Raw genomic sequence first — 26061 nt, 5'->3', positions numbered from 1 at the left:
CCAGGGCTTTATAATCCTTTCACTTGAGAAAACTTAGTTGTGCAAAGAGCTGCGGTTGTCAGAGGAATAGCCTCTCTCTTTCTCAAGCTTTATTTTTTCAGGGTACTGATTACCGCTGTAGCCTGCTGAGCTAGTTAATGAGCTGCAAGCAGAGATTGTTAGAGCGGCAAAGACAACGAGAAAAATCTTCATATGAACTCCCACTTTGACTATGAATAGCACCAGTACTACGTCATGAGTTAAGAGTGAGATCATAAAAAGGTCGAATTATCGACCACTTAATTTTTACTAAGAATATTGTGCTTCAAACCAGCTTTCTAGAATGACGACAGCAGACTGGTTATCGACATTTCCTTTACTCAGCGCCTTATAGCCGCCCATATTAAACAGCTCCGAGCGAGCTTCAGCTGTAGAAAGTCTCTCATCATGTAATTCAACATCGACCCCAAAACGGCCCTTGAGGCGGTTAGCAAATTTCTTTGCTCGTGGGGTAATGGTCTCTAGTTCTTTGCCATGAAGATCGGTCGGGTACCCAACAACAATCAGGTTAGGCTGCCACTCTTTAATCTGCTTTTCGATATCGTCCCAGTTTGGGATGCCATCTTTTGCTTTGAAGGCTTTTAGTGGGCTGGCTGTCCCAGTAATTTCTTGACCAATAGCGCTACCGATACTTTTTGTACCGTAATCGAATGCCATAATTGTACGTGACATAGTGTTTCCAAATTGATGAGATGGATAAAGGTTATGCGTGACCAGATTCAGCAGACAGTTGTGCTGCGTTGATACCGAGCATCTGTACGGCAACCTTCCAACGTTCTGCGATAGGGGTGTCAAAAATGACTTTAGGGTCGGCTTCAACGGTAAGCCAAGAGTTTTCTGTCAGTTCAGTCTCTAGCTGCCCCGGTTCCCAACCAGCATAACCTAAAGCGACAAGGTAATGTTGAGGTTCATCTTCAGTGCCCAGAACCGTCAGAATATCGCGTGATGTTGTGACAGATAGCTGATCCGTCATGCTGATACTGGATTGGTAATTGCCGCTGGGCTTATGCAGGATAAAGCCTCTATCTTCGGCAACTGGGCCGCCACTTAAGACGGGTTTGTCTAAGCTAGCTTGGTTCAACTTAGGCTGAGTTGCGTCGATTTCAACTTGCTTGAGCATATTGCCTACAGTGACATTAATAGGGGCGTTAATCATCAACCCCATCGCGCCTTCGTCGTTGTGTTCACAAAGGTAGATCACTGAGTTTTGGAAGTAAGGATCTTTCATTCCAGGCATTGCGACCAGAAAATGGTTAGTGAGATTCATAGTACCTCCTGCTCTAAAGGGAAACGGAGCGGCTTGGTCGCCGCTCTCATGCTAACTCTGTCAGCTAATATTATTGTCTAATTATTAGCTTAGGTTATTTTGCGCTAATGCGGCGCTCAATCGCATCCATTAGCTTACCTGTGATTGAGATATCGAAGGCACCTTCAATTTCGCGAATACAGGTAGGGCTGGTTACGTTGATCTCTGTTAGCTTATCACCAATCACATCAAGGCCAACAAAAATAAGACCTTTATCTTTCAGAGCTGGAGCGACGGCTTTAGCAATTTCCCAGTCGGTTTCGCTAAGAGGACGAGCTTCACCGGTACCGCCAGCAGCTAGGTTACCGCGAGTTTCGCCCTTCGCTGGGATACGTGCTAAGCAGTAAGGCATCGGCTCGCCATCAACCACAAGAATGCGCTTATCACCATTGCTGATGTCTGGAACGAAAGTTTGCGCCATTGCGTAGTTTTGACCGTGGTTAGTCAGCGTCTCGATGATCACTGAGACGTTTGGATCGCCTTCTTTAACGCGGAAGATCGAAGCGCCACCCATACCATCAAGAGGCTTAAGGATCACATCGCCATGCTTCTCACGGAACTCTTTAATCTTTTCTGCTTTGCGCGTTACGATCGTCGTTGGAGTTAGCTCTGGGAACCATGCTGTGAATAGTTTTTCGTTACAGTCACGAAGGCTTTGCGGTTTGTTTACAATGAGTGCACCGTTTTCTTCGGCACGCTCGAGAATGTAAGTTGCGTAGATGTATTCTGTATCAAACGGAGGATCCTTACGCATTAGAACCGCATCTAAATCAGCCAAAGCGATCGTTTGTCCTGATTTGAACTCATACCAGCCGTTTGGATCTTCTTTTAGCTCGACGACTTTTGTGTCTGCAATTGCGACGCCTTGATCGAGGTGAAGATCATTCATCTCCATGTAGTGGATTTCGTAGCCGCGGCGTTGCGCTTCAAGCATCATGGCAAAGCTAGAGTCTTTTTTGATGTTGATGGACGAGATTGGGTCCATCACAATACCGAGTTTGATCATTATTTTTCTCCGTTTAACCAAGATCGCCGAAACGAACTTGTAAAGCTGTAATTGCAGTTAGAGCCGCTGTCTCTGTACGCAGCACGCGTGGACCGAGTAGCGTCTCTTCAAATTTGTATTCTTCTGTCATGCTGATCTCTTCAGCGGACAATCCACCCTCTGGGCCAATGAGTAGGCGAACCTTGTTGATAGGCTCAGGCAATGTGTTAATTGAGTACTTTGCTCTAGGGTGCAGATTCAGCTTAAGCGCTTCGCTTGGCTCACTACACCACTCTTCAAGCTGCATGATTGGGCGGATTACTGGTACGGTATTACGGCCGCACTGTTCGCAGGCTGCAATCGCAATCTTCTGCCATTGCGCCAGCTTTTTCTCGAAGCGTTTTGCATCGAGCTTCACACCACATCGTTCAGAGATAAGTGGGGTAATGGTGTTGACGCCAAGCTCTACCGATTTTTGGATGGTGAACTCCATCTTATCGCCGCGAGAGATAACTTGACCAAGGTGCAGGTCGAGTGGTGACTCACTGCTACGCTCGATACGCTCTGTCACGTTAACCGTCACATTCTTCTTCGAGACTTCGGTGATTTCAGCCGGAAACTCAGCGCCGCTGCCATCAAAAAGTAGAACTTCTTGACCCTCTTTCATGCGTAATACACGCCCAACATGCCCCGCAGCATCCTCGCCAAGTGCAAGAGAACCTAATTGATGAATGGGTTCAGGGTGGTGAATTCGAGGGATTCTCATGTTGGTTGACCTGTAAATAGTTTATCTGGGGTTTAGTATCTCAGCCTAACATGGATGCGCAATGAAGAAAAAACAAGTGGCTGACATAAATAGGCTTCTTGTCTTAGGTTTCTAAGTGGTGATTTGTAATTTATAAATTTGAGGAATAGAATCTAACTGATTGAAAATAAATATAATTAAATTAGGCTTATTTATGTTGCAAATGAAAAAACGTTCTATCTTAGCTGGCTCTATTATTAGCGCATTGCTGGTCGGTTGTGGTGGAGGATCTGGTTCGTCATCGGATGCTCCGAGTAGTATCGCCTCTCCCAATGTGAATGGCACGCCCTCTTTAGAATCTGTATCGACAGTGAAAACGACCGCATCATCGTCCGAGATTGTTGATTGTGCGAAGGCATTCTTAGATAAGAGATCTTGTGATTTATCGGTGATTCAACCTATCGGAGTTGATGGTGCGGATGTCACGATTGAACAAATAGAAAAACGGTTGGTTGTTTCTCACTCATGGATGGCTGAAAGCTTTATTGCAGCATTGAGAGAAATTAACGATCAGGACTTACTCAACCTGTTTAAGCCACTCAACAGTATTGTGCTTAGCTATGATGTTCGCCCATCTTTTTATAATACCGCTACGGCATCAATGTATATTGACCCGAGGTATGTGTGGCGTACTAAAAGTGAATGGGATTCTATTTACCAACAAGATGATTACCGCAAGAACTTCCAAACAGAGTTTAAATTCGATAAAGCGCAGCGTTACGTTGAGCAAAACTCTTATAATTACGTAACCTATTCAAATACCTACAATGCAGCGACTAACCATCAGCGTCGAGCTGAGCACGTTGCACCAGGGCTGTTTCGATTGCTGGCGCACGAGTTAGCTCATGCTAATGACTTTTTACCGGCAAGTGACTTAATACAAACGCCAAACTCAGGCACTATCTCTAACTACCTTAAGACACTACAGACATTGAATCGAGATTTGTTTGATAGCAATCCGTTAACTTCAACAACATTGATAGACGCAGCACAAGTTGCGTTTCGTGGCAAGGCGATGACCGATGATGTCCGTAACTTGACCGGTGAAGCCGCTGGCATGGAATTCGAGGGAGACAAAGCTGCGGCGTTTTATTCTTACTCTCATCCTGCAGAAGATGTCGCGATGCTATTTGAAGCGTACATGATGTATAAGAAATACAATGCCATCTCTGATTTTGCGTTTGTAAGCATCCCGCAATCAAGCAATCCGTCATGTGATGAATGGAAGATCCAATGGGGACAACGTTCTCGATTGTCAGATCAAGATGTTCAAGATAGAGCTGTATTTGTTGCTAATCGAATCTTGAGTAAACCTACCACTACGATTCGCGCGGAACTCACGAACTTACCAGATGGCCCAAGTGCGTTTGCTAAGGGAACGGGGTGGTGTAATAGCCGTCAATCAGGTGTGATGGCCGCTTCTCGCTCTGTACAGTGGGAAGGCAACAAAGTCGTCATGGATGACTTGCGCTACTTAGAAGATTTTGAACATTAATTAACGACTAAGGCTCTTTAATTTTGAAGAGCCTTTTGTTTTTCTGTGGGTACTTTTCTAATAATACTCAATGGTTCAATTACTTACAGCTCTCGTAAACGAACGGGTTATGGTTGCCTTGAATGCGGAAAATACGTTCGTCGCGAGTACACTCCCACTCATCGACAGGGAATTGCTTATTCCATGCCATCATCAAGTTAGTTTGTTGCTTAGAAAGTTTGAAACCGTATTCTTGGCTCATATAGAGGTAGGTACGAGCAATTGAACCTTTTGCTCTGTCTGGTGGCATAACCTTACGCTGCTTGAAGTTAACCTGCATCTCACATTGCCCATAGCTTACACCATCAGTGCCATTCCATTGACTGAAATTGTAGTTGGAGCGATCACCGTTCACTTCACCAATTGCAGGTGTTAGGTTATGAAGATCCGCCTCCATTGATTTGAAAACCTTGTCATTACGGGTGCAGTTCTTACGACCACCATTTTGCCAACACTGACGCTGGTGGCCGAATTGCCATGCAGGGACCACATGTTCCCATTCAATACGAGAAGCTCTTTTCTTCTGCTTTCTTACTTCGTAACCACAGCCCTCAAGATCTGGAATCCCTTTCTTTTTGTCTTTCCAAGTAATGTCACAGCCACAATAGAAGGAAGTTGGGTGGTCTAGATAGATCTTTACGGCTTCTCGTTTTGCTTTAGAAAATGAGCTTGGGGGAGCGGCGAAAACGCTTTGGGTTACCAGTAGGCCAAATAGTATAGAAAGGCAAAAAGACACCGATAGGCCAAATGCTTTTGAAGGTGGTTTTTTCATATAAAAAGACTGATAAAAGTATGATAATTATCAGTCTAGCACTCAAATAACACTTTTCTCTATTACATTTTATCTCAGCGTTTATTACGCCTAGCTGAGCTGTGTACCAGTGAAAGTTAAAAGCTGTTTGCATTGCTGACAGCGGTAGCTGGCTTGATTTCGTTGAACTTTATTGTGGCGACGGATGGTTAAAGGATAGAGAGTACAGTCACAACGATATTCGAACGTTTTGCCTTGTACTGAAGCGACTGAAAAGCTGTGTGTGGTCTTTGCTGGTACCTTGAATACCTGCTCCATAACGAACTTCCACTCTTTCCCATGTGGCTTTACACGGCCAAAGACTTGATGAGTGACTAGATGGGCGATCTCGTGAGGAATCACTTCATCAATGAAAGCGTCAGGGTTTTCATTGAACAGCACCGAGTTGAGGCGTATTTCATTGAGTTGTAAGTAGGCTTTGCCGGCAGCCTTTCCACGCACTTGATAGGTCAGCTTTGGTATTGGAAATTGACGAGAGAAGTGCGAGTTTGCGGTGTGAATACACTCAGCCAATTTCTTGTTGGCACGGTGATGCAATGGACTGTAAGACGACAAAAATGAAACTCCAAACAAAAGACCTTAGCTCGATGCTAAGGTCTTATCCTATCATTGCTCCTGATTGAGATCAGGCATTACATGTGATGCTTTTTCTTGATGGTCTCATGATAAGCGTGCCACGTACCGTAGCCGAGTAGCGGCATAGTCACGATCATACCCACGCCATAAGTGGCAAACCCAATCAAGATACCGCCACAAATGATGGCAGCCCAGACTACCATGGCGGGTAGGTTAGATTTCACTGCGTTAAAACTAGTGAATATCGCACTCATTACGTCAACTCGACGCTCCATCATTAATGGGATTGAAAAGGCAGAGATACTGAAAATAAGGCTAGCAATCACAAAGCCTACAACTGACCCCGTGATTAAGAATGGTGCAAACTCAGTTAGCGGTGCGCCCTGAACCGATGGGTAGAGCGCATGTAGCAGTGCAGCGATTCTCATCCAGAAAATCATTGCCACCATTAATACAATGGCAAATGCCCATTGGTGTGTAGAGTTGCGTGTGATGGCCTTCATTGAATGGAATAGGCTAGCGTTGTGTCCCTTTTCTCTTTCCCAGCTAGCATCGTATAAGCCGAGCGCCAAGAATGGACCGATTAGCATGTAGACAATTAAGCTTGGCATCACCACTAGATGCGTACCTTGCCACTGAACAAGCTGAACAATCGCAACGGCAGCAGCCATAAAACATAAGCCATAAAACGCGCTGATCATCGGCATACGTACTAGGTCGTGCAGTGCGAGTGAAAGCCAATGAAAAGGAGCGGAAATACTGACTTGGTTACACGGAATAGTGCGAGCGTATTCACTGTCACTCACTCTATTCTTGTCTTTTTTAAAGTCGGATGGATTTGCGGTACGAGGCATAACTTCCCCTTAGTTAAAATAACGTCCTAGATTCAACCTTGTGTTTTCTAGCTGCAGTTGGCAGCGAGTCATCTTGGTCGAGTTGTTATTGAAATAGCATGTCCTAGAGAGTTGTCTCGTGTTTCCTAACGGGGTGTAACCTAACCAGTTGTTGCACCAAATGTGAGCTTGATCGCCTAGGAGTACTTTAACTATTGTCACTACTATCAAAAAACACAAATTATCGAGGGTGTTTTTGAGTGGGGGTTAAGCAGAGAAGTTGATGAAATAAGGCGGGTGATTTGAGGTAACTGTATAAAAATAAAGCCCTTACTAAAGAGTAAGGGCTTTTGGAAATTTTTTACGTGGTGCTAAATTATTTTAGACCAGCGAAGTCAGCTAGGATTGCTGCTTTATCTGTTGCTTCCCATGGGAACTCTTCACGACCAAAGTGACCGTATGCTGCAGTCTGCTTGTAGATTGGTTGAAGAAGGTTCAGCATCTCTTGGAGACCGTATGGGCGTAGGTCGAAGTTTTGACGAACGGCTTCAATAATGATGTCGTGAGATACTTTTTCAGTACCGAAAGTCTCCACCATGATAGATGTTGGATCAGCAACACCGATAGCGTAAGACAGTTGGATTTCACAACGGTCAGCCATGCCAGCTGCTACGATGTTTTTCGCTACATAACGTGCTGCGTAAGCTGCGCTGCGGTCTACTTTCGATGGATCTTTACCAGAGAATGCACCGCCACCGTGACGAGCTGCGCCGCCGTAGGTATCAACGATGATCTTACGACCTGTTAGACCACAGTCACCCATTGGACCACCGATTACGAAACGGCCTGTTGGGTTGATGAAGAAATTAGTGTCTTTGTTGATCCACTCAGAAGGCAGTACTGGCTTGATGATCTCTTCCATTACTGCTTCACGTAGATCCGGCGTTGTTACTGAATCACAGTGTTGAGTTGAAAGAACAACAGCGTCGATACCAACGATCTTGCCTTGGTCGTACTGGAAAGTAACTTGTGATTTCGCATCTGGACGAAGGAAGTCTAGTTTACCGCTCTTACGAACTTCAGCTTGCTTCTTAACAAGTAGGTGAGAGTAAGTAATTGGAGCTGGCATTAGGATTTCAGTTTCGTTTGTTGCGTAACCAAACATGATACCTTGGTCGCCTGCACCTTGCTCTTTAGGGTCTGCTTTATCAACACCTTGGTTGATGTCTGGAGACTGCTTACCAATTGTGTTTAGTACTGCACAAGAGTCAGCATCAAAGCCCATGTCAGAATGAACGTAACCAATTTCACGAACTGTTTCACGAGTGATCTCTTCGATATCAACCCATGCAGACGTTGTTACTTCACCGCCAACCATAACCATGCCCGTTTTCACGTATGTCTCACAAGCAACACGTGCTTTTGGATCCTGTTCTAAGATGGCATCAAGAACAGCATCAGAGATTTGGTCTGCAATTTTATCTGGATGGCCTTCTGAAACAGATTCAGAAGTGAAAAGGTGCTTAGCCATGAGAGCTCCACTTTTAGTATTAGGTGCAAAGTTTCTATCTGCGTCGCAGAGGCTGCGCCGAGATTAAATTCAATAATTTCTGTAGGTGTTTCTACATCTAGACGTCTATTCTAAATTCCAACGGTCGAATTACAAGCTCTTTTTTATGATATGTCATAACCAAACGATTGCTTTCTCATTTGTGCTAGCCCGTTAAAAACGAGGGAAATGTTGTAAAAGTGCGAAAACTGACATTGAAAACCTCAGTAAAACGTTTGCAGTCGCCATGGCCGTTTGAGAGAATAACCGCGCTAATAACTAGCAATTATTTCTCATTTTTCAAATCGCTTATGCACTCAGGAGCAGACATGCCTTCTCGTAAAGATCTCGCAAATGCAATCCGCGCACTTAGTATGGACGGTGTTCAACAAGCTAATTCAGGCCACCCAGGCGCACCTATGGGTATGGCTGACATCGCTGAAGTTCTTTGGCGTGGTCACTTGAACCACAACCCAGCAAATCCAGAGTGGGCAGACCGCGACCGTTTTGTATTGTCAAACGGCCACGGTTCAATGCTGATTTACTCTCTGCTTCACCTAAGCGGTTATGAGCTATCTATCGAAGATCTTAAGAACTTCCGTCAACTGCACTCTAAGACGCCAGGTCACCCAGAGTACGGTTACGCACCGGGTATCGAAACAACGACTGGCCCTCTAGGTCAAGGCATCACTAACGCTGTTGGTATGGCGATGGCTGAAAAAGCACTGGCTGCTCAGTTCAACAAAGAAGGCCACGACATCGTTGACCACTTCACTTATGCATTCATGGGTGATGGCTGTCTGATGGAAGGTATCTCTCACGAAGCATGTTCTCTAGCAGGTACGCTAGGTCTTGGTAAGCTTATCGCTTTCTGGGATGACAACGGCATCTCTATCGACGGTGAAGTTGAAGGTTGGTTCTCGGACGACACGCCTAAGCGTTTTGAAGCATACGGCTGGCATGTAATTCCTGCTGTAGATGGTCACGATCTAGAAGCGATCAACGCAGCTATCGTTGCAGCGAAAGCAGATCCACGTCCTACGCTAATCTGTACTAAGACTATCATCGGTTTTGGTTCTCCAAACAAGTCTGGCTCTCACGACTGTCACGGTGCACCACTAGGTCATGACGAAATCGCAGCGACCAAAGAAGCTCTAGGTTGGGCGCACGGTCCATTTGAAGTTCCTGCAGACATCTACGCTGAATGGGATGCAAAAGAAGCGGGCGCTGAGAAAGAAGCAGCTTGGAACGCGAAGTTTGAAGCATATGCAGCGGCTTACCCTGCAGAAGCTGCAGAGCTTAAGCGTCGTCTAAATGGCGAACTACCAGCTGAGTGGGAAGAGAAAGCAAACGCAATCATTGCTGATCTTCAAGCAAACCCTGCTGACATCGCATCACGTAAAGCGTCTCAAAACGCACTAGAAGCGTTTGGTCAAATGCTACCAGAATTCATGGGCGGTTCTGCTGACCTAGCACCTTCTAACCTAACTATGTGGTCTGGTTCTAAGTCTCTTGAAGCGAATGACTTCTCTGGTAACTACATTCACTACGGTGTTCGTGAGTTTGGTATGACAGCGATCATGAACGGTATCGCTCTGCACGGTGGTTTCGTTCCTTACGGCGCAACATTCCTAATGTTCATGGAATACGCACGTAATGCGATGCGTATGGCTGCTCTGATGAAAGTTCAGAACATCCAAGTTTACACGCACGACTCTATTGGTCTTGGCGAAGATGGCCCAACTCACCAACCAGTTGAGCAGATGGCTTCTCTACGTCTGACTCCAAACATGAGCACATGGCGTCCATGTGACCAAGTTGAGTCTGCAGTAGCTTGGAAACTGGCGATTGAGCGTAAAGATGCACCGACATCTCTAATCTTCTCTCGTCAAAACCTTGCACAGCAACCACGTGATGCAGAACAGGTTGCTAACATCGCGAAAGGTGCTTACATCCTGAAAGATTGCGAAGGCAAGCCAGAGCTTATCCTTATCGCAACAGGTTCTGAGGTTGAGCTAGCAGTAGAAGCAGCAGCACAGCTAACAGCAGAAGGTAAGAAAGTACGCGTTGTTTCAATGCCATCAACAGATGCATTTGACAAGCAAGACGCAGCCTACCGTGAAGAAGTTCTACCATCAGACGTAACAGCACGTATCGCTATCGAAGCGGGTATTGCTGATTTCTGGTACAAGTATGTTGGCTTCGACGGTCGCATCATCGGTATGACAACATTTGGTGAATCTGCGCCAGCGGGTGAACTGTTCAAGATGTTCGGCTTCACTACTGAAAACGTAGTAAGCACAGCTCAAGAGCTTCTAGCTTAATTTGAGTCTCTCACTGAAGCTTTGCTGCTGATGTGAAAATAGAAAACCGAGCTTTAATAGCTCGGTTTTTTTATTGAGTGCAACGAAAGTAGGTTACTCGAACTCATTTCCCCAGTTATCCCGCTCTTTGGTCCCACATACTTTACATGTCACGTAGCGATCCATGTTGTAGTAGTGACCACCATTGATAATGGAGTGGGCAAATAATTTCACTTTGCCTAGCCATGTTTTATCTACGTCATAACGGCTGGGTTGGCGAACAAGTATCTCACTGTGAGGTGTCTCTTGGTTGCACGTTTTACAAAAATGAGTCGCTGGATATCCAGACATAACCTTTCCCTTTGGTTGAAAAACGAGAGGAGAAACAGCCGCAAGGTTTGATTAGCTCATTTTCATTATCAGTATATTGATAGCTTGTTATTGATGGTTGCTATCAATTATTTTTAGCGAGTTAGATCACTCAACTAATGCCTTTTAGGTAGGATTCAGTTATCATCTGTTGCACGAAATTTTGGTTAGATGTATGGAACTATGCTAAAAGTCGCAATCAACGGATTTGGAAGAATAGGGCGCAATGTTCTAAGAGCGCTTTATGAAAGTGGCAAAAGCCAACAAATCAAAGTCGTCGCAGTTAATGAATTAGCACAACCTGATGCTATGGCTCATCTGCTTCAATACGACACCAGTCACGGCCGTTTCGGCAAAAAGATCTCGAACGATCAAGAGCATATTTATATTCATCATGACAGTGGTGAAATTGATACTGTTCGCATTCTCCATTTAGCTGAAATTGACCTGCTTCCTTGGCGCGACCTTGAAGTGGATATCGTGCTTGATTGTACCGGTGTGTATGGTTGCCGAGCCGATGGCCTCGCTCATATCGAAGCTGGCGCTAAAAAGGTGCTGTTCTCACACCCAGGTGCGAACGACCTCGATAATACCATTATTTATGGCGTTAACCACGACACCATCAAAGCCAGCGATCGCATTGTTTCCAATGGTTCTTGTACCACAAACTGTATCGTACCTATCATCAAGGTTCTTGATGAGGCGTTTGGTATCGATTCTGGCACTATCACCACGATTCACTCGTCGATGAATGACCAACAAGTGATTGACGCTTACCATTCGGACTTGCGTCGTACTCGTGCTGCGAGCCAATCAATTATTCCGGTTGATACCAAACTTCATAAAGGTATTGAGCGAATTTTTCCGAAATTTTCTAACAAGTTTGAAGCGATTTCTGTGCGAGTACCAACGGTTAACGTTACAGCAATGGATTTAAGTGTCACAATTAATACGAATGTGAAAGTTAATGACGTAAATCAAACCATTGTTAACGCATCTCAGTGTACATTACACAACATCGTTGACTATACTGAAGCGCCGCTCGTATCCATCGACTTTAATCACGATCCCCATAGCGCGATTGTGGATGGTACTCAAACTAGAGTGAGCAACGGCCACTTAGTAAAAATGCTAGTGTGGTGTGATAACGAATGGGGCTTTGCAAACCGAATGCTGGATACGGTACTTGCAATGCAAGCTTCTGAAGGCGAGAAGTAAGGCCCGGAAGCAAATATGCGGATTATTTATTTTTAAGCTTGAAATAAATGCCAAGTATCCACATATTATGACCAGTTGAAGAATTTATAGGCTTAGCAGGGTTGCTGAGTTTCCAAAACTTTATATTTATTTAAATTTGAGAGGACAAATCATGTCTGTGATCAAGATGACTGACCTGGAACTAGCAGGTAAACGCGTATTTATCCGTGCTGACCTAAACGTACCAGTAAAAGACGGTAAAGTAACTTCAGATGCTCGTATCCTTGCATCTCTACCAACTATCAAGCTTTGTCTAGAAGCTGGTGCAAAAGTAATGGTTACTTCACACCTTGGTCGCCCAACGGAAGGCGAGTACAACGAAGAGTTCTCTCTACAACCTGTAGTTAACTACCTAAACGACGCTCTAGAGTGTGACGTTAAACTAGCTAAAGATTACCTTAACGGCCTAGAGCTGAACGCTGGTGAGCTTGTTGTTCTAGAAAACGTTCGCTTCAACAAAGGCGAGAAGAAAAACGAAGAAGAACTGTCTAAGCAGTACGCATCTCTATGTGACATCTTCGTAATGGATGCATTCGGTACGGCTCACCGTGCACAAGCATCTACTCACGGTGTTGGTACTCACGCTCCTGTAGCATGTGCTGGTCCTCTTCTTGCTGCTGAACTAGAAGCACTAGGTAAAGCAATGGACAACCCAGAGCGTCCACTAGTTGCTATCGTTGGTGGTTCTAAAGTATCTACTAAACTGACTGTTCTTGAGTCTCTATCTAAAGTTGCTGACCAACTTGTTGTAGGCGGTGGTATCGCGAACACGTTCATCGCTGCTGAAGGCCACAACGTAGGTAAGTCTCTATACGAAGCAGACCTAGTTGAAACAGCTCAGAAGCTAATGAAAGAGTGTGCTATCCCAGTTGCAACTGACGTAGCATGTGCAAAAGCATTCGACGAAAACGCTGAAGCTGAAATCAAGCACGTTTCTGAAGTTGCAGACGATGACATGATCTTCGACCTAGGTCCAGAATCAACAGCGGCTCTAGCTGAAATCATCGGCAACGCTAAAACTATCCTTTGGAACGGCCCTGTAGGCGTATTCGAATTCAAGAACTTCGAAGCGGGTACTGCTGGTATCTCTAAAGCAATCGCTGAGTCTGCAGGTTTCTCTGTAGCAGGTGGTGGTGACACGCTAGCAGCTATCGACAAGTTCGGTATCAAAGCTGACGTTTCTTACATCTCTACTGGCGGCGGTGCTTTCCTTGAGTTCGTTGAAGGTAAAGTACTTCCAGCAGTTGCTATGCTAGAAGAGCGCGCTAAGGCGTAATGAATATGAAGGCGGGTGATTACACCCGCCTTTAACGTTTGCTGCACGTCACACTTTTTTGTTAGAATGGCATAAGTTGTGAGCAAACGTTTGCAAGTTTTTAAACTTAAGTTTTTTAATCTTAAAACGATAGAATAAATAGGACTATTTCCATGTCTAAGATCTTCGATTTTGTAAAACCTGGTGTAATTTCTGGCGATGACGTACAGAAAGTATTTGAAGTAGCAAAAGAAAACAAATTTGCTCTTCCAGCAGTAAACGTTGTTGGTACTGACTCTGTAAACGCAGTACTAGAAGCAGCTGCTAAAGTTAAGTCTCCAGTTGTTGTTCAGTTCTCTAACGGCGGTGCTGCTTTCTTCGCAGGTAAAGGCGTTAAACTTGAAGGTCAAGGCGCTCAAATCCTTGGTGCTGTAGCTGGTGCTAAATACGTACACGCTGTAGCTGAAGCTTACGGTGTTCCAGTTATCCTGCACACTGACCACGCTGCTAAGAAACTTCTTCCATGGATCGACGGTCTACTAGACGCTGGTGAAGAGTTCTTCGCTCAAACTGGTAAGCCTCTATTCTCTTCTCACATGCTAGACCTTTCTGAAGAGTCTCTAGAAGAGAACATCGAAACATGTGCTAAGTACCTAGAGCGCATGGCTAAAATGAACATGACAATCGAGATCGAACTTGGTTGTACTGGTGGTGAAGAAGACGGCGTTGATAACTCTGATATGGACGCATCTGAGCTTTACACTTCTCCAGAAGACGTTGCATACGCATACGAGAAACTAAGCGCTGTTAGCCCACGTTTCACTATCGCAGCATCTTTCGGTAACGTACACGGTGTATACAAGCCAGGTAACGTTGTTCTAACTCCAACTATCCTACGTGACTCTCAAGCATACTGTGCAGAGAAGTTCGGTATCGCACCTAACGCTCTAAACTTCGTATTCCACGGTGGTTCTGGTTCTACTGAAGCTGAAATCCAAGAGTCTATCGGCTACGGTGTTATCAAAATGAACATCGATACTGATACACAGTGGGCTACATGGGATGGTATCCGTGCATACGAAGCGGAAAACCGTGAATTCCTACAAGGTCAAATCGGTAACCCAACTGGCGAAGATGCGCCAAACAAGAAGTACTACGATCCACGCGTATGGCTACGTGCTGGTCAAGCTTCTATGGTTACTCGTCTTGAGAAAGCATTCGCTGACCTTAACGCTGTAGACGTACTATAATTCTTTTGAATTAAGTACAGCTAACGTTTTGAAAACCCGCTCATTGAGCGGGTTTTTTTGTATGTGATAAAAACTTGTATGAATTATGTAAAAACTCTAGCGAATGGTGAATAAATTTCGTAGTCTTTTAAGTATCGGTATTTGTGTTTATGCGTAAGTTTCCTTTATTCAAAAGCTTACATAAATATGACTTTGAAATCTGTCAAAGATAGGATATCGTGCCGAAAAATTGGGTCTGACCCCGTTTTATAGAAAGGACCTGGCTACTCCCTTCGACTGAATGCTTATTGCGAGAGCTTCTTTATCTCTGCTTGGCGTTGGGTTTTTGTAGCTTAAGGCAGTTTAGCTTTTAGCATATTTTATAGAGGATGCTCGTTATGGCTGAAGAAATGGCAACAATTGAAACTCCAATTGTGGATACGTTGTCTCACGCAGAACAGTGGTTAACAAATAATTCTGACCTATTGATTCAATATGGTGTGAATATTATATCTGCTCTTTTGATTCTGTTTATTGGTAACTTGATCGTAAAAGGTGTAGCCAATAGCGTTTCTAAAGTTCTTCATAAGAAGAAAATGGACAAAGCCGTTATCGAATTTATTCATGGTCTTGTTCGTTACCTGTTATTTGTAATTGTTCTGATTGCCGCATTAGGTCGTGTGGGTGTTCAAACAGCTTCTGTCGTTGCAGTTATTGGTGCGGCAGGTCTAGCGATTGGTCTTGCACTTCAAGGCTCACTATCTAACTTTGCTGCGGGTGTACTGATTGTTGCGTTCCGTCCATTCAAGTCTGGCGACTACGTTGAGATTGGTGGTGTTGCAGGCTCTGTAGATTCTATTCAGATTTTCCAAACTGTACTGACAACACCAGATAACAAGATGGTTGTGGTACCAAACGGCAGCGTTATCGGTAGCCCAATTACCAACTACTCGCGTCATGCAACGCGCCGTGTTGATTTGATGATTGGTGTTTCTTATGGTGCTAACCTTCAACAAACAAAAGAGCTGTTGACTAAGATCTGTGAATCAGATGAGCGAGTATTGAAAGAGCCTGGTGTTCAAGTTGGTGTTCATACACTGGCGGACTCTTCAGTTAACTTCGTGGTTCGCCCATGGGTTAAGACAGCTGATTACTGGAGTGTTTACTTCGACCTTATGCAAGCAATCAAAGAAGGCTTGGATAAAGAAGGTATCGAGATCCCATTCCCACAAATGGATGTGCATCTCAATAAAGTTGAAGCATAAAGTTTTAGCTTAGAGTATTAAAAAGGCGGATAACTCAGTTATCCGCCTTTGTCATTTTGAGCGAACTGGTTTTCTATTTATATTGACCAGTACTGCTCGATGAGTCCTTTGCTAAGTAAAATCGCGATAGTAAACATCATTGTCGCAACAGCAATGTCGATACCTTTCTTCACTTTTGGCTTTGATAGTGTTGGGCCTAATTTTGCTGCACCTAGCGAGAGCGAGTAGAACCAAACAAACGACGCCAGAATTGTCCCTAAAGCAAACGAAAGGCGATCGTTTCCTTCAAACTGGCCACCAATCGAACCCAAGATAACCACAGTATCTAGATACAAGTGAGGATTGAGTACGGTTACGGCTAATGCACCTAGGATAACGGTACGCTTACCACGTGCTAGCACTTCTCCCTTCGATTCATTTTCTGTTTCTGCTTTAAACGCACTTTTTAAAGACAACAGACCATACACGCTCAAGAAAGCGATGCCGCCCAGAGTGACTGATGTCAGTAGAATCTCATTTTGAGATAGGATCGCGCCGCCACCAAAAATACCGAGTGAGATAAACAGAGTATCCAAAAGGCTACAGATAGTTGCTGTCGTGAGGTGATGATTGCGCTTGATACCCTGATTCAAGACATAGGCATTTTGCGCTCCGATTGGAATAATCATGCTCGCACCTAATCCAAACCCTTGTAATAAAACCCAAAAACTCATTTTAACCTCCACGTAATCTGTTGAAACCTCAATTTACAGAGAAGATACGCTTAGATTTTAAATAAGTATAATTAATGATTTTAATATAATATTAGAGATACTTATCAGGTGGTGACTTTTGGGTTTAGAGGGAGTGAATAATGCGTGGATTAGATTATAAATGGTTGGAAGCCCTTGATTCTGTTGTGAATCAGCGGAGCTTTGAACGAGCAGCAGAGCATCTTTATATCTCTCAATCTGCGGTCTCACAGCGTATTAAGCAGCTCGAGAAATGGCTTGCACAACCGGTATTGATTCGCGAGACACCACCGCGTCCAACGCCTACTGGAAAGAAACTACTGGGCCTGTATCGAAGAGTACGCCTGCTTGAGCATGAATTAGTGCCTGAGTTAATGAACGAAAAGAGCAACCAAGCGCTTTCAGTATCAATTGCAACCAATGCAGATAGCCTCGCAACTTGGCTATTGCCAGCACTGTCTGACGTGATGAAGACGCGACAAGTCGAATTAAATATGGCCATTCATGGCGAGTCTCGAACGATCGCTAAACTAAAAAATGGAGAGGTTGCCGGTGCGATCAGCCTTGAATCTCAAGCACTTCCTGGTTGTCGAGCTGACTATTTAGGTCGAATGGACTACGTGTGTGTAGCCAGTCCTGCATTCTTTGAGCGTTACTTTGAAGATGGTGTGAATTATGAAACGTTGAAGAAAGCGCCAGCTGTCTCTTATGACCAATACGATGATCTACATAAGAAATTTCTTCATGAGCACTTTAATGTGCCAAGAGACGCAGTCATTAACCACACAGTGGGTAGCTCCGAAGCGTTTGTTCGTATCGCCATGTCCGGTGTCGCTTACTGTTTGATTCCGCGCTTACAGATCGTAGAGGAGTTAGAGTCCGGCTTATTGATTGATATTACACCGGGTTTTCTGCTTTCTTATCGAATTTATTGGCACCACTGGCAACTAGAGAGTGGGGTGCTTAAAGAGATCTCACAGGCAATTTTGAGCTACGCTCATCAACACCTTCCTCAGTAAGCTGACAGTTTTTCCAGCGTAAAAGTTATGTAAGAAGTTCAATATCATGATTGGTATCGTCATAAATTACTCTATGATGAAAGGACATTTGCTTAGCATGGGTTTTCCTAATGAAGTTAGTTCCAAATATGTTAGCGACATCTCTTACTCTGACTGCGGCTCTGTCAGTTATCAGTTTCCCATCATTGGCTGAGGTAACCAGTTTTCCTCACCTTTCTACCACTGGTTATGGTGAAGTCGTAGCAAAGCCAGACATGGCCACTTTCTCAGTCAAGGTTGTTGAGTCAACCATGACAGCAGAACAAGCAAAAGGAACGGTGGATAGAGTCGTTGCTGCTTTTCTGAATAAGCTCGAAGAGGCAGGCATTGATAAAACCGGCATCCAAAGCTCTAACCTATACCTTGCTCCTCAGTACCATTACCCAAAAGAGGGCAAGCCTGAACTCGTGGGTTACCGAGCATCTCGCAATGTCACCGTCCAAGTTGAAGATTTAGCCAATCTGAACCGTTACTTAGATATTGCGCTTAGCGAAGGGATCAATCAGGTCGATAACATCCAACTTCAAGTGCGTGATCAAGCTAAATATCAAGAGATGGCGCGTTTAGAAGCGATTAAAGATGCACAGACTAAGGCTAAGTCATTAGCGAACGGCTTTGATAAAGAGCTAGGTGATGTGTGGCGTATTGATTACAACGCACAGTATGCACAACCTGTTTTGATGCGCTCAATGGCGATGGATTCCAAAATGGAGTCTAACTCATATCAAGATTCTACGATTACGATCCGTGACCGTGTTGATGTGATCTATCAGCTTGAAGAGTAATTGGATCATCATGATCTAAATGCCTACAGTAGGCCAAATACTAAAAAGGCTCTCGCAATGAGAGCCTTTTGTACGTTTGTTACACCAAATAATTAATGCAGTAGTCGAGCTCGGATAGTGCCTTCAATCTCTTTCAGCTTCAGCAATGCTTCTTCAGAGCGATCTGCTTCCACATCAATTACTACGTAACCCATGTCGGCAGCCGTTTGTAGGTACTGACCCGCAATGTTGATACCTTCTTCCGCGAAGATGGTGTTGATTTGCGTCAGGATACCCGGGCGGTTTTCGTGGATGTGCAGTAGGCGTGATGTGCCCGTATGCAGAGGCAGAGATACCTCTGGGAAGTTCACACTTGATAGCGTTGAACCATTATCTGAGTACTTCGCTAGTTTACCCGCTACTTCTACACCGATGTTCTCTTGTGCTTCTTGAGTAGAACCACCGACGTGCGGTGTTAGGATCACGTTGTCAAACTGCATCAATGGAGACTCAAATGGGTCAGCATTGGTTTTTGGCTCTGTTGGGAACACATCAATCGCTGCACCACCTAAGTGACCTGAATCTAGAGCACCACATAGCGCTGGGATATCTACAACCGTACCACGCGCTGCGTTAATGAAAATAGCACCCGGCTTCATGCGGTCGAACTCTTCTTTACCCATCATGTTCTTGGTTTCGTTTGTTTCAGGAACATGCAGAGAAATCACATCACATTTGTTCAAAAGCTCAGTCATGGTATGAACTTGTGTTGCGTTACCTAGCGATAGCTTGTTCTCGATGTCGTAGAAGTAAACGCGCATACCTAAGTTTTCAGCAATGATACCCAATTGAGTACCGATATGACCGTAACCGATGATACCTAAGCGTTTACCACGAGCTTCGTAAGAGTTGTCTGCACTCTTTTTCCAGATACCACGGTGCGCAAGTGCGTTTTTCTCTGGAATGCCACGAAGAAGTAGCAATACTTGGCCGAGTACCAGTTCAGCAACACTACGTGTGTTTGAGAACGGTGCGTTAAACACAGGCACACCGCGCTTAGCTGCAGCGTTTAGGTCAACTTGGTTAGTACCGATACAGAAACAACCGATCGCAACCAGCTTCTCAGCTGCGTCGATAACTTCTTGGGATAGATTTGTACGAGAACGGATACCAATAAAGTGCGCATCTTTAACTGCTTCTAGTAGCTCTTCTTCAGGCAGAGAGCCTTTATGATATTCAATATTGGTGTAACCAGCGGCTTGTAGTACTTCTACTGAAGAAGGGTGAAGTCCCTCTAGCAGCAGAATTTTAATCTTATCTTTTTCCAGTGAAACTTTGGCCATTGTTCTCGTCCTTTAAAATGGAAAGGTGGGCAAATGCGGCGCACGTGCTACAAAATGGCTTAAGGGGATGAAATTAACCATTTTGTTAGGAGACAAACGTTTTCCCTGTGCGTCTTCTGAACAATAAAGTAACAAAAAAAAAATGATTTGGGTAAGAAAATTACGGAATAAGCCATAATTTTACAGATGCTAAGCAAAAAAAACGGTGCCCTCAGGCACCGTATGTAATGAAGTAACAGAAAGTAGCACTATTACTCTGTTTATTATTCTTCGATTTTTGCGCCTTCAGGCGTACCTGTAATCACAATATCGGCACCACGGTGAGCAAATAGACCAACCGTTACAACGCCTGCGATACCGTTGATGATGTCTTCCATCTGTTTCGGGTTTTCAATCGCCATGCCGTATACATCTAGGATTACGTTACCGTTATCAGTAATGCAACCTTCACGGTACACCGGGTCACCGCCTAGTTTTACAAGCTCACGTGCTACGTAAGAACGCGCCATTGGAATAACTTCTACAGGCAGTGGGAACTTGCCAAGTACGTCAACGGCTTTAGTACCATCAACAATACAAACAAACTTTTCAGAGATTGCAGCAACAATCTTTTCACGAGTAAGAGCAGCACCGCCGCCTTTAATCATGTCACGAGTTGGGTTGATTTCGTCTGCGCCATCAACGTAGATGTCGAGTTTCGCAACGTCGTTACACTCATACACTTTGATCTCTAGTTCTTCTAGACGTTGTGTTGATGCTACAGAGCTAGAAACGGCACCTTTAATCTTGTCTTTCATTGTGCCTAGTGCGTCGATGAAGTGATTTACTGTAGAGCCAGTACCAACACCCACAATGCTGCCTTCTTCAACATACTGAAGTGCTGCCCAACCAGCCGCTTTTTTCATTTCATCTTGAGTCATGCCAATCTCCTGAATAGGTCGTGCTTTTTTGAATAAATAGAGCGTACGTGTAAGTTAACGTTTGCGGGCGGATTATAGCGCTTTAGTCACCAATTTCCCATTGCCAAGTTTTACTCGGAGTCACGATTTTAGGTAAGGGGATGTCCCAATTCGCAGTCGGTAACTGCTCGACATGTTGACAATCATGAGCAAGCCCAATGGGTGTCGCACCAATGCCAGTGTTAAACCAAGGCGCTAACGTGCGGTCGTAATAGCCTCCGCCCATGCCTAATCGGTGGCCGTAAGAGTCAAATCCAACTAACGGCGTAAAGATAACATCGAGCTCGCGCGTTGGCTTGACCTGAGTTTGATCGAGTTTTGGTTCCACAATGCCATATTTATTGTGCACCGTTGGAGTATCAGGCGCGTAGCGCAAGAAGAGGAGATGTCCGTCAGAAAAAGGATGCAGTACTGGGAGGTAGACTTCTTTTCCTTGCGACCATAACCATTCGATAAGTGGCTGCGTATCAAGCTCACCATCGGTGGAAATATAGAGGGCGATGTGCTGTGCATTTTGAAGATCGTTTAAGGTCGAACAACGTTCAACGAGATCTAAGCCAGCTTGTTGCTGTTCAAGGTTAGAGAGTGCTTTGCGTTTCTGTCGGATGAGCGTGCGAAACTCGTTACGAGTGAGCGTCTTCATAAGAAGGGATACCCCAAAGTGCCGTTGAGAATAGATGGCCCTTGAACCAGCGAGTTCAAGGCGGATCAGCAATGATTACCGTAGGCTTCTCGGTACGGGCCGAGCATGCTCAATAGCACTCAAGTACTAACCCTTAGGGATTGCTTATCGGCTCGGGGACGTGAATCCTCTGACAAACACTCCAGGGTAAATTTTGTGAACGCTTATTGCTGTCCGTGCTTAACCTTACTGAGTACATCTGAAAGCGATGCAGTGAGCTTTTCCATGCGCTCGGTCAGTGCGTTTTGTTCGTCGTTAGCTTCGAATTTCTTCGTCTGCAACTCATAACAGATGTTAAGAGCCGCGATGGTTAGCAGCTTAACTTCATTGGTTACCTTAGTACGTTCAGCCATCTCTTTCAATCGATTATCAAGATCGGCCGCCGCTGCGATTAATGACTCTTCTTGCCCTGCAGGACAATTAACTCGAGTCAATTTACCTAATATTTCAACGTCTACCGCTTGATTACTCATGATGGATGAACTCTTTAACGCGCTATTCTAAGGCCGTTGCCCTTTGTCATTATGAGAAAGAAAAAGTGCCAGCACCGATGAGGAAGCTAACTCCTCTGAGGAGGAAACTATAGGTAAACCGCTATTAAGATTCAAGCTTTTCAGAGTGACTGTTTGTAAATGAGAGCTTGAGCACACAGTAATTCAGCAAATTGAACATTTGATAGTCACTCTTACTGCAATTGCTAAGGATCTGCGCTTACTAGAATTGGGGTGAAGTGGTACGATTAATAGATTGATATAAAGAACAACTGAGCGAGTTATCTGATGAGCGAAACTACTTTACCTGACTACCTAACGGTTGCAACTGAATTGCAATCAGCAAGCCTAGCTGTAACGCCTGCCGAAATGCATGGACTACTAACGGGAATGCTAAGCGGTGGGTTAAGCCTTGCAGATAAAAGCTGGCAGCCATTAATCTTCGATTACACCAATGAAGGAATGGGTTGGCCGGATCGCGTACTAACATTGGCGGAAGCAACGCTTAAAGTGACCACCAGTGAAATCACGGGTTCAGGCATGGAACTCTCAATGCTACTTCCTGACGAAGATGCGAGTGCTAGCTTGTTTGACTTGGCTGACGGCGTCTCTGATTGGATTAACCACTTCATTTCAGGTTTGGGCTTAGTCGGTGCACAACTGAACAAGGCGTCAGATGAAACCAAAGAAGCATTGGCCGATCTGGAAGAGATGGCAAAGCTAGGTATTGATGAAGATGACGATCTCGATGAGCAAGCACAGCTACTCGAGCAGGTTATTGAACATGTTAAAGCGTGTGCATTGACGATTCATGCGGAGTTCGGTGCTCGTCCATCAGAAGACAGCGTACCAACCATTCACTAATTGTTTCGAGTTTAGAGGTCACGATGGCTCAATTTGATGTGGTAATTGCTGGTGGAGCAATGGCAGGTGCAACACTTGCTCTCGCGCTCAACCAGTTAAGTCAACGCTCTTTATCGATAGCTGTGGTTGAACCGTATCAGGTTGACCATAATGCTCACCCCGGTTTTGACTCTCGCTCAATCGCACTTTCTTACGGAACGGTGCAGATCCTAGAGTCTCTTCAATTGTGGTCATCGATTTTACCGGTAGCGACGGCGATCAAAGATATTCATGTCTCTGATCGTGGTCATGCAGGGATGACAGACATCTTTAGTGAACAACTCGCTGTGGATGCGCTTGGTTACGTGGTTGAACTTGCTGACGTTGGGCGAATTTATCAAGAGAAGCTTGAGGCTGAAGGTAATATCACTCTGTTTTGTCCATCATCAGTGAGTGAGATTACTCGTCATATTGACCATACCGATATTGAACTTAGTTGCGGCCAAACCATTACTACCAAGTTGTTGGTTGCTGCAGATGGCGCGATCTCGACGTGTTGTGAACGTCTCGGTATAACTTTAAACGAGCATGATTTTGGTCAAGTGGCTGTCATCGCAAATATCGTCGCTAGCGAACCTCATGCTGGGCGTGCATTTGAACGCTTTACAGAGCATGGCCCTGTTGCGTTATTGCCTATGACAAATAACCGCTTGTCTTTGGTTTGGTGTCTGCCACCTGAACAAGCGAATAAGGTAATGGCGTTGGATGAAACCGCCTTTCTTGAGCAGCTTCAAGACGCCTTTGGTTGGCGCTTAGGTAAGCTAGAGAAGGTTGGACAGAGGGCGAGTTACCCACTGATTCTGCGTCATAGACAACAGAACATTTCTCATCGCTTTGCGATTGTTGGCAATGCTGCCCAAACCTTACATCCGATTGCTGGGCAAGGGTTCAATCTTGGCATTCGTGATGTTGCGTCGCTTGCGGAAGAGGTATGTGAACAGCTGGATGATGCAGGTCACTACTCAGGGTTAACGCGCTTTAGAAAACGTCGAGAGTCAGATCGTGATACCACGATTGCACTCACTTCAAGCTTGGTTCACCTGTTTTCAAATGATTGGCCAGCGACACGCTTGGGTCGTAATCTCGGATTAGCAGCAATGGATAACATCTCACCCCTTAAGGGCCCTTTATTGCGTCATACGCTGGGCTTGGTTGAGAGATAAGGTAGAAAATAATGATGCAAAGTGTTGATATCGCTATTGTTGGCGGTGGCATGGTTGGTTTGGCATTAGCCGCAGCCCTAAAAGACAGTGACCTGAGAATTGCTGTGATCGAAGGTAAAGCGCCGAGCGAAGGTTTGAATGAACTGCCGGATGTTCGCGTGTCGGCATTGAGTCGCTCAAGTGAAGTGATATTACGTAACCTTGGAGCATGGCGTGGTATTGAGCAGCGACGTGCTGCACCATATCAAGCGATGGAAGTGTGGGAGCAAGACAGCTTCGCACGCATCGAGTTTGATTCCACTCGTCTAGCTCAACCAAATCTTGGTCATATTGTTGAGAATCGAGTGATTCAACTGGCGCTGTTGGACCAAGTTAAGAAGCAAGACAATGTTAGCCTTTATATGCCAGCCACATGCCAATCTTTGGCTATCGGTGAGAGTGAAGCGTGGCTGACTTTGGATAATGGTCAGGCGCTGACGGCAAAATTGGTTGTTGGTGCTGATGGTGCAAACTCATGGGTTCGTAGGCAGCAAGATATTCCACTGACGCACTGGGATTATGGACACAGCGCGATAGTTGCGAATATCCGCACTGAAACTGCGCATGATAGTGTTGCTCGTCAGATCTTCACACCACAAGGCCCGTTAGCATTCTTGCCGATGCAATCGCCAAATATGAGCTCAATCGTATGGTCAACCGAGCCGAATCGTGCCGAGAAATTGGTATCGATGTCTGAGCAAGAGTTCAACAAGCACCTAACAACAGAGTTTGATGCCAAGCTTGGCTTATGCAGCGTAGTTGGTGAGCGTTTTGCCTTCCCACTTCGTATGCGCTACGCGCGTGATTTTGCCGTAGAGCGCGTGGCTTTGGTGGGGGATGCGGCTCATACCATTCACCCATTAGCAGGCCAGGGCGTGAACCTTGGTTTACTTGATGCTGCAAGCCTAGCTCAAGAGTTGATCAAGCTGTGGCAAGCCGGCGAAGACATCGGTACTAAGCGTAACTTACGCAGCTACGAACGCTGGCGTAAGGCCGAGGCGGCGAAGATGATTGCTTCTATGCAGGGCTTTAAAGACCTGTTTGAAGGGGATAACCCTGCTAAGAAGTTGATTCGTGGCTTGGGGATGAAGCTCGCGGGTCAGTTGCCAGGTGCGAAAGATGAAATCATGAAACGCGCGCTAGGTTTAACTGGCAATCTACCAGAGCTTGCTAAGCGACCAGTAAGCACTAACTCCTGATAGCCGCTTAGGGCTTTAGAAACGCGAAAGGGTTGGCACTGCCAACCCTTTTCTGTATTCAGTTGATAATTATGTGGATCAAGCGTAAGCACACCTAAGCTTCATAATTTCATTGTTTATCTCTTTTACGGTATCGAAATGGCGCTTCTCAGCCCTCTCTGGCAGAACCAGTTTACCGTTATCAAACTCAAATTTCCCAACGCCGTAAATGTAGATTCGTCCTTTAAAAAGTCGACTTACATGTTTAGCAATCATACCGGGTGTATAGCGCTTAAACAGTCTCATTTTTTCTTATCCTTATCTTTACCTAGCCTGCATATTATAGAAAATCTCCGGGGGAATAATTGTGATAAGCGTGGAGTAATATGCAGTAGAGTTGTCTCTTAATAGATATTTGTGCTGTACTAAGCAGATTCAGTAGCAAATATCGTTTTTATCGTGAGCTTCTCCTCAAAAAACGTGGGTTCAGTGAACTGCCTGCTGACTTTCCTGTCTGGGCTTTAGGCGGCGCACATGTTTCAAAGTTAAGAATAGGCGTAAATTATTTATTTGTGTAATAAAAGTGTAAATTTTTTGCATAAAAAAAGCCCGTTCAAAAACGGGCGAATAGTCA

Annotated in this window: 27 protein-coding genes and 1 other RNA gene; 11 read left to right on the top strand and 17 right to left on the bottom strand. The window is 44.9% G+C overall.

Going from position 1 to position 26061, the window contains the following annotated elements:
* Positions 1–33: 33 nt before the first annotated feature.
* The 5 genes from L1D60_RS11995 to rsmE form a co-directional block, all read right to left on the bottom strand.
* Positions 34–192, bottom strand: a complete 159-nt coding sequence (locus L1D60_RS11995; RefSeq protein WP_239841274.1) for a hypothetical protein — start codon at positions 190–192, stop codon at positions 34–36.
* A 96-nt stretch (positions 193–288) separates the two neighbouring features.
* Entirely contained in the window at positions 289–711 is a 423-nt protein-coding gene (gene ruvX, locus L1D60_RS11990; RefSeq protein WP_239841273.1) for a Holliday junction resolvase RuvX, read from the bottom strand.
* A gap of 31 nt (positions 712–742) precedes the next feature.
* On the bottom strand, positions 743–1306 hold the full coding sequence (locus tag L1D60_RS11985) for a YqgE/AlgH family protein (RefSeq protein ID WP_239841272.1): 564 nt from the start codon (positions 1304–1306) through the stop codon (positions 743–745).
* A 94-nt stretch (positions 1307–1400) separates the two neighbouring features.
* Complete coding sequence (gene gshB / locus L1D60_RS11980) at positions 1401–2351, bottom strand: glutathione synthase (RefSeq protein WP_239841271.1); 951 nt, start codon at positions 2349–2351, stop codon at positions 1401–1403.
* Between the two features lie 13 nt (positions 2352–2364).
* Positions 2365–3096: a 16S rRNA (uracil(1498)-N(3))-methyltransferase gene (gene rsmE, locus L1D60_RS11975; RefSeq protein WP_239841270.1), complete on the bottom strand. Its 732-nt coding sequence runs from the start codon at positions 3094–3096 to the stop codon at positions 2365–2367.
* 193 nt (positions 3097–3289) lie between these two features.
* On the opposite strand from rsmE, the gene L1D60_RS11970 reads away from it, so the two are divergent.
* Positions 3290–4630 (top strand): hypothetical protein, encoded by a 1341-nt coding sequence (locus L1D60_RS11970; RefSeq protein WP_239841269.1) that lies wholly within the window; start codon positions 3290–3292, stop codon positions 4628–4630.
* Between the two features lie 79 nt (positions 4631–4709).
* On the opposite strand, the gene L1D60_RS11965 is transcribed toward L1D60_RS11970, so the two are convergent.
* The 4 genes from L1D60_RS11965 to metK all read right to left on the bottom strand — a co-directional run bounded on the left by L1D60_RS11965 (position 4710) and on the right by metK (position 8420).
* Complete coding sequence (locus L1D60_RS11965) at positions 4710–5441, bottom strand: endonuclease (RefSeq protein ID WP_239841268.1); 732 nt, start codon at positions 5439–5441, stop codon at positions 4710–4712.
* A gap of 90 nt (positions 5442–5531) precedes the next feature.
* Positions 5532–6035, bottom strand: a complete 504-nt coding sequence (locus L1D60_RS11960; RefSeq protein ID WP_239841267.1) for a SprT family zinc-dependent metalloprotease — start codon at positions 6033–6035, stop codon at positions 5532–5534.
* Positions 6036–6112: 77 nt separating this feature from the next.
* Positions 6113–6910 carry a DUF2189 domain-containing protein gene (locus tag L1D60_RS11955; RefSeq protein WP_239841266.1) on the bottom strand — a complete coding sequence of 266 codons (798 nt, stop codon included), beginning with the start codon at positions 6908–6910 and terminating at the stop codon, positions 6113–6115.
* 355 nt (positions 6911–7265) lie between these two features.
* On the bottom strand, positions 7266–8420 hold the full coding sequence (metK, locus tag L1D60_RS11950) for a methionine adenosyltransferase (protein WP_239841265.1): 1155 nt from the start codon (positions 8418–8420) through the stop codon (positions 7266–7268).
* 347 nt (positions 8421–8767) lie between these two features.
* On the opposite strand from metK, the gene tkt reads away from it, so the two are divergent.
* Positions 8768–10762, top strand: a complete 1995-nt coding sequence (tkt, locus tag L1D60_RS11945) for a transketolase (RefSeq protein ID WP_239841264.1) — start codon at positions 8768–8770, stop codon at positions 10760–10762.
* 93 nt (positions 10763–10855) lie between these two features.
* Here the strand turns inward: tkt and L1D60_RS11940 are convergent, their stop codons facing one another.
* Positions 10856–11092: a hypothetical protein gene (locus tag L1D60_RS11940; RefSeq protein WP_239841263.1), complete on the bottom strand. Its 237-nt coding sequence runs from the start codon at positions 11090–11092 to the stop codon at positions 10856–10858.
* Positions 11093–11293: 201 nt separating this feature from the next.
* On the opposite strand from L1D60_RS11940, the gene epd reads away from it, so the two are divergent.
* The 4 genes from epd (at position 11294) to mscS (ending at position 16116) form a co-directional block, all read left to right on the top strand.
* Entirely contained in the window at positions 11294–12328 is a 1035-nt protein-coding gene (gene epd, locus L1D60_RS11935; protein ID WP_239841262.1) for an erythrose-4-phosphate dehydrogenase, read from the top strand.
* A 151-nt stretch (positions 12329–12479) separates the two neighbouring features.
* Positions 12480–13643 carry a phosphoglycerate kinase gene (locus tag L1D60_RS11930; protein ID WP_239841261.1) on the top strand — a complete coding sequence of 388 codons (1164 nt, stop codon included), beginning with the start codon at positions 12480–12482 and terminating at the stop codon, positions 13641–13643.
* Between the two features lie 152 nt (positions 13644–13795).
* A complete protein-coding gene (gene fbaA, locus L1D60_RS11925) occupies positions 13796–14872 on the top strand; it encodes a class II fructose-bisphosphate aldolase (RefSeq protein WP_239841260.1) in 1077 nt (358 codons plus the stop codon).
* Between the two features lie 368 nt (positions 14873–15240).
* Positions 15241–16116, top strand: coding sequence for a small-conductance mechanosensitive channel MscS (gene mscS / locus L1D60_RS11920; RefSeq protein ID WP_239841259.1), 876 nt, complete (start codon positions 15241–15243; stop codon positions 16114–16116).
* Between the two features lie 77 nt (positions 16117–16193).
* On the opposite strand, the gene L1D60_RS11915 is transcribed toward mscS, so the two are convergent.
* Positions 16194–16829, bottom strand: a complete 636-nt coding sequence (locus L1D60_RS11915; RefSeq protein ID WP_239841258.1) for a LysE/ArgO family amino acid transporter — start codon at positions 16827–16829, stop codon at positions 16194–16196.
* A gap of 140 nt (positions 16830–16969) precedes the next feature.
* Between L1D60_RS11915 and L1D60_RS11910 the strand changes: the two genes are divergently transcribed.
* A complete protein-coding gene (locus tag L1D60_RS11910; protein ID WP_239841257.1) occupies positions 16970–17866 on the top strand; it encodes a LysR family transcriptional regulator ArgP in 897 nt (298 codons plus the stop codon).
* Between the two features lie 110 nt (positions 17867–17976).
* Entirely contained in the window at positions 17977–18690 is a 714-nt protein-coding gene (locus tag L1D60_RS11905; protein WP_239841256.1) for an oxidative stress defense protein, read from the top strand.
* A 92-nt stretch (positions 18691–18782) separates the two neighbouring features.
* On the opposite strand, the gene serA is transcribed toward L1D60_RS11905, so the two are convergent.
* The 5 genes from serA to zapA form a co-directional block, all read right to left on the bottom strand.
* Complete coding sequence (serA, locus tag L1D60_RS11900) at positions 18783–20012, bottom strand: phosphoglycerate dehydrogenase (protein WP_239841255.1); 1230 nt, start codon at positions 20010–20012, stop codon at positions 18783–18785.
* A 263-nt stretch (positions 20013–20275) separates the two neighbouring features.
* Entirely contained in the window at positions 20276–20932 is a 657-nt protein-coding gene (gene rpiA, locus L1D60_RS11895; protein ID WP_239841254.1) for a ribose-5-phosphate isomerase RpiA, read from the bottom strand.
* Positions 20933–21014: 82 nt separating this feature from the next.
* Positions 21015–21614, bottom strand: coding sequence for a 5-formyltetrahydrofolate cyclo-ligase (locus L1D60_RS11890; protein ID WP_239841253.1), 600 nt, complete (start codon positions 21612–21614; stop codon positions 21015–21017).
* Positions 21615–21620: 6 nt separating this feature from the next.
* Positions 21621–21805: non-coding RNA, 6S RNA (gene ssrS / locus L1D60_RS11885), on the bottom strand.
* A gap of 12 nt (positions 21806–21817) precedes the next feature.
* Positions 21818–22126 carry a cell division protein ZapA gene (zapA, locus tag L1D60_RS11880; protein ID WP_032549823.1) on the bottom strand — a complete coding sequence of 103 codons (309 nt, stop codon included), beginning with the start codon at positions 22124–22126 and terminating at the stop codon, positions 21818–21820.
* Positions 22127–22432: 306 nt separating this feature from the next.
* Between zapA and L1D60_RS11875 the strand changes: the two genes are divergently transcribed.
* Genes L1D60_RS11875 through L1D60_RS11865 form a run of 3 tightly spaced genes read left to right on the top strand, consistent with a single transcriptional unit; the run spans position 22433 to position 25448 of the window.
* The gene (locus L1D60_RS11875; protein WP_239841252.1) at positions 22433–23008 is read left to right on the top strand and encodes a YecA family protein; all 576 of its coding nucleotides are present in this window, start codon (positions 22433–22435) and stop codon (positions 23006–23008) included.
* Between the two features lie 23 nt (positions 23009–23031).
* Complete coding sequence (gene ubiH / locus L1D60_RS11870) at positions 23032–24210, top strand: 2-octaprenyl-6-methoxyphenyl hydroxylase (protein ID WP_239841251.1); 1179 nt, start codon at positions 23032–23034, stop codon at positions 24208–24210.
* A gap of 11 nt (positions 24211–24221) precedes the next feature.
* Entirely contained in the window at positions 24222–25448 is a 1227-nt protein-coding gene (locus L1D60_RS11865) for an FAD-dependent 2-octaprenylphenol hydroxylase (protein ID WP_239841250.1), read from the top strand.
* Between the two features lie 78 nt (positions 25449–25526).
* On the opposite strand, the gene L1D60_RS11860 is transcribed toward L1D60_RS11865, so the two are convergent.
* Positions 25527–25733: a DUF1107 domain-containing protein gene (locus L1D60_RS11860; RefSeq protein ID WP_032549819.1), complete on the bottom strand. Its 207-nt coding sequence runs from the start codon at positions 25731–25733 to the stop codon at positions 25527–25529.
* Positions 25734–26061: the final 328 nt, after the last annotated feature.

Source organism: Vibrio sp. Isolate30 (assembly GCF_022397975.1).
GTDB lineage: Bacteria > Pseudomonadota > Gammaproteobacteria > Enterobacterales > Vibrionaceae > Vibrio > Vibrio fortis.
This window is presented reverse-complemented; position numbering and strand designations above follow the sequence as displayed.

Excerpts from the sequence above, each read along its gene's own strand:
- L1D60_RS11995 (WP_239841274.1), bottom strand. The coding sequence starts at position 192 with ATGAAGATTTTTCTCGTTGTCTTTGCCGCTCTAACAATCTCTGCTTGC.
- ruvX (WP_239841273.1), bottom strand. The coding sequence starts at position 711 with ATGTCACGTACAATTATGGCATTCGATTACGGTACAAAAAGTATCGGT.
- L1D60_RS11985 (WP_239841272.1), bottom strand. The coding sequence starts at position 1,306 with ATGAATCTCACTAACCATTTTCTGGTCGCAATGCCTGGAATGAAAGAT.
- gshB (WP_239841271.1), bottom strand. The coding sequence starts at position 2,351 with ATGATCAAACTCGGTATTGTGATGGACCCAATCTCGTCCATCAACATC.
- rsmE (WP_239841270.1), bottom strand. The coding sequence starts at position 3,096 with ATGAGAATCCCTCGAATTCACCACCCTGAACCCATTCATCAATTAGGT.
- L1D60_RS11970 (WP_239841269.1), top strand. The coding sequence starts at position 3,290 with ATGTTGCAAATGAAAAAACGTTCTATCTTAGCTGGCTCTATTATTAGC.
- L1D60_RS11965 (WP_239841268.1), bottom strand. The coding sequence starts at position 5,441 with ATGAAAAAACCACCTTCAAAAGCATTTGGCCTATCGGTGTCTTTTTGC.
- L1D60_RS11955 (WP_239841266.1), bottom strand. The coding sequence starts at position 6,910 with ATGCCTCGTACCGCAAATCCATCCGACTTTAAAAAAGACAAGAATAGA.
- metK (WP_239841265.1), bottom strand. The coding sequence starts at position 8,420 with ATGGCTAAGCACCTTTTCACTTCTGAATCTGTTTCAGAAGGCCATCCA.
- tkt (WP_239841264.1), top strand. The coding sequence starts at position 8,768 with ATGCCTTCTCGTAAAGATCTCGCAAATGCAATCCGCGCACTTAGTATG.
- L1D60_RS11940 (WP_239841263.1), bottom strand. The coding sequence starts at position 11,092 with ATGTCTGGATATCCAGCGACTCATTTTTGTAAAACGTGCAACCAAGAG.
- epd (WP_239841262.1), top strand. The coding sequence starts at position 11,294 with ATGCTAAAAGTCGCAATCAACGGATTTGGAAGAATAGGGCGCAATGTT.
- L1D60_RS11930 (WP_239841261.1), top strand. The coding sequence starts at position 12,480 with ATGTCTGTGATCAAGATGACTGACCTGGAACTAGCAGGTAAACGCGTA.
- fbaA (WP_239841260.1), top strand. The coding sequence starts at position 13,796 with ATGTCTAAGATCTTCGATTTTGTAAAACCTGGTGTAATTTCTGGCGAT.
- mscS (WP_239841259.1), top strand. The coding sequence starts at position 15,241 with ATGCTCGTTATGGCTGAAGAAATGGCAACAATTGAAACTCCAATTGTG.
- L1D60_RS11915 (WP_239841258.1), bottom strand. The coding sequence starts at position 16,829 with ATGAGTTTTTGGGTTTTATTACAAGGGTTTGGATTAGGTGCGAGCATG.
- L1D60_RS11910 (WP_239841257.1), top strand. The coding sequence starts at position 16,970 with ATGCGTGGATTAGATTATAAATGGTTGGAAGCCCTTGATTCTGTTGTG.
- L1D60_RS11905 (WP_239841256.1), top strand. The coding sequence starts at position 17,977 with ATGAAGTTAGTTCCAAATATGTTAGCGACATCTCTTACTCTGACTGCG.
- serA (WP_239841255.1), bottom strand. The coding sequence starts at position 20,012 with ATGGCCAAAGTTTCACTGGAAAAAGATAAGATTAAAATTCTGCTGCTA.
- rpiA (WP_239841254.1), bottom strand. The coding sequence starts at position 20,932 with ATGACTCAAGATGAAATGAAAAAAGCGGCTGGTTGGGCAGCACTTCAG.
- L1D60_RS11890 (WP_239841253.1), bottom strand. The coding sequence starts at position 21,614 with ATGAAGACGCTCACTCGTAACGAGTTTCGCACGCTCATCCGACAGAAA.
- zapA (WP_032549823.1), bottom strand. The coding sequence starts at position 22,126 with ATGAGTAATCAAGCGGTAGACGTTGAAATATTAGGTAAATTGACTCGA.
- L1D60_RS11875 (WP_239841252.1), top strand. The coding sequence starts at position 22,433 with ATGAGCGAAACTACTTTACCTGACTACCTAACGGTTGCAACTGAATTG.
- ubiH (WP_239841251.1), top strand. The coding sequence starts at position 23,032 with ATGGCTCAATTTGATGTGGTAATTGCTGGTGGAGCAATGGCAGGTGCA.
- L1D60_RS11865 (WP_239841250.1), top strand. The coding sequence starts at position 24,222 with ATGATGCAAAGTGTTGATATCGCTATTGTTGGCGGTGGCATGGTTGGT.
- L1D60_RS11860 (WP_032549819.1), bottom strand. The coding sequence starts at position 25,733 with ATGAGACTGTTTAAGCGCTATACACCCGGTATGATTGCTAAACATGTA.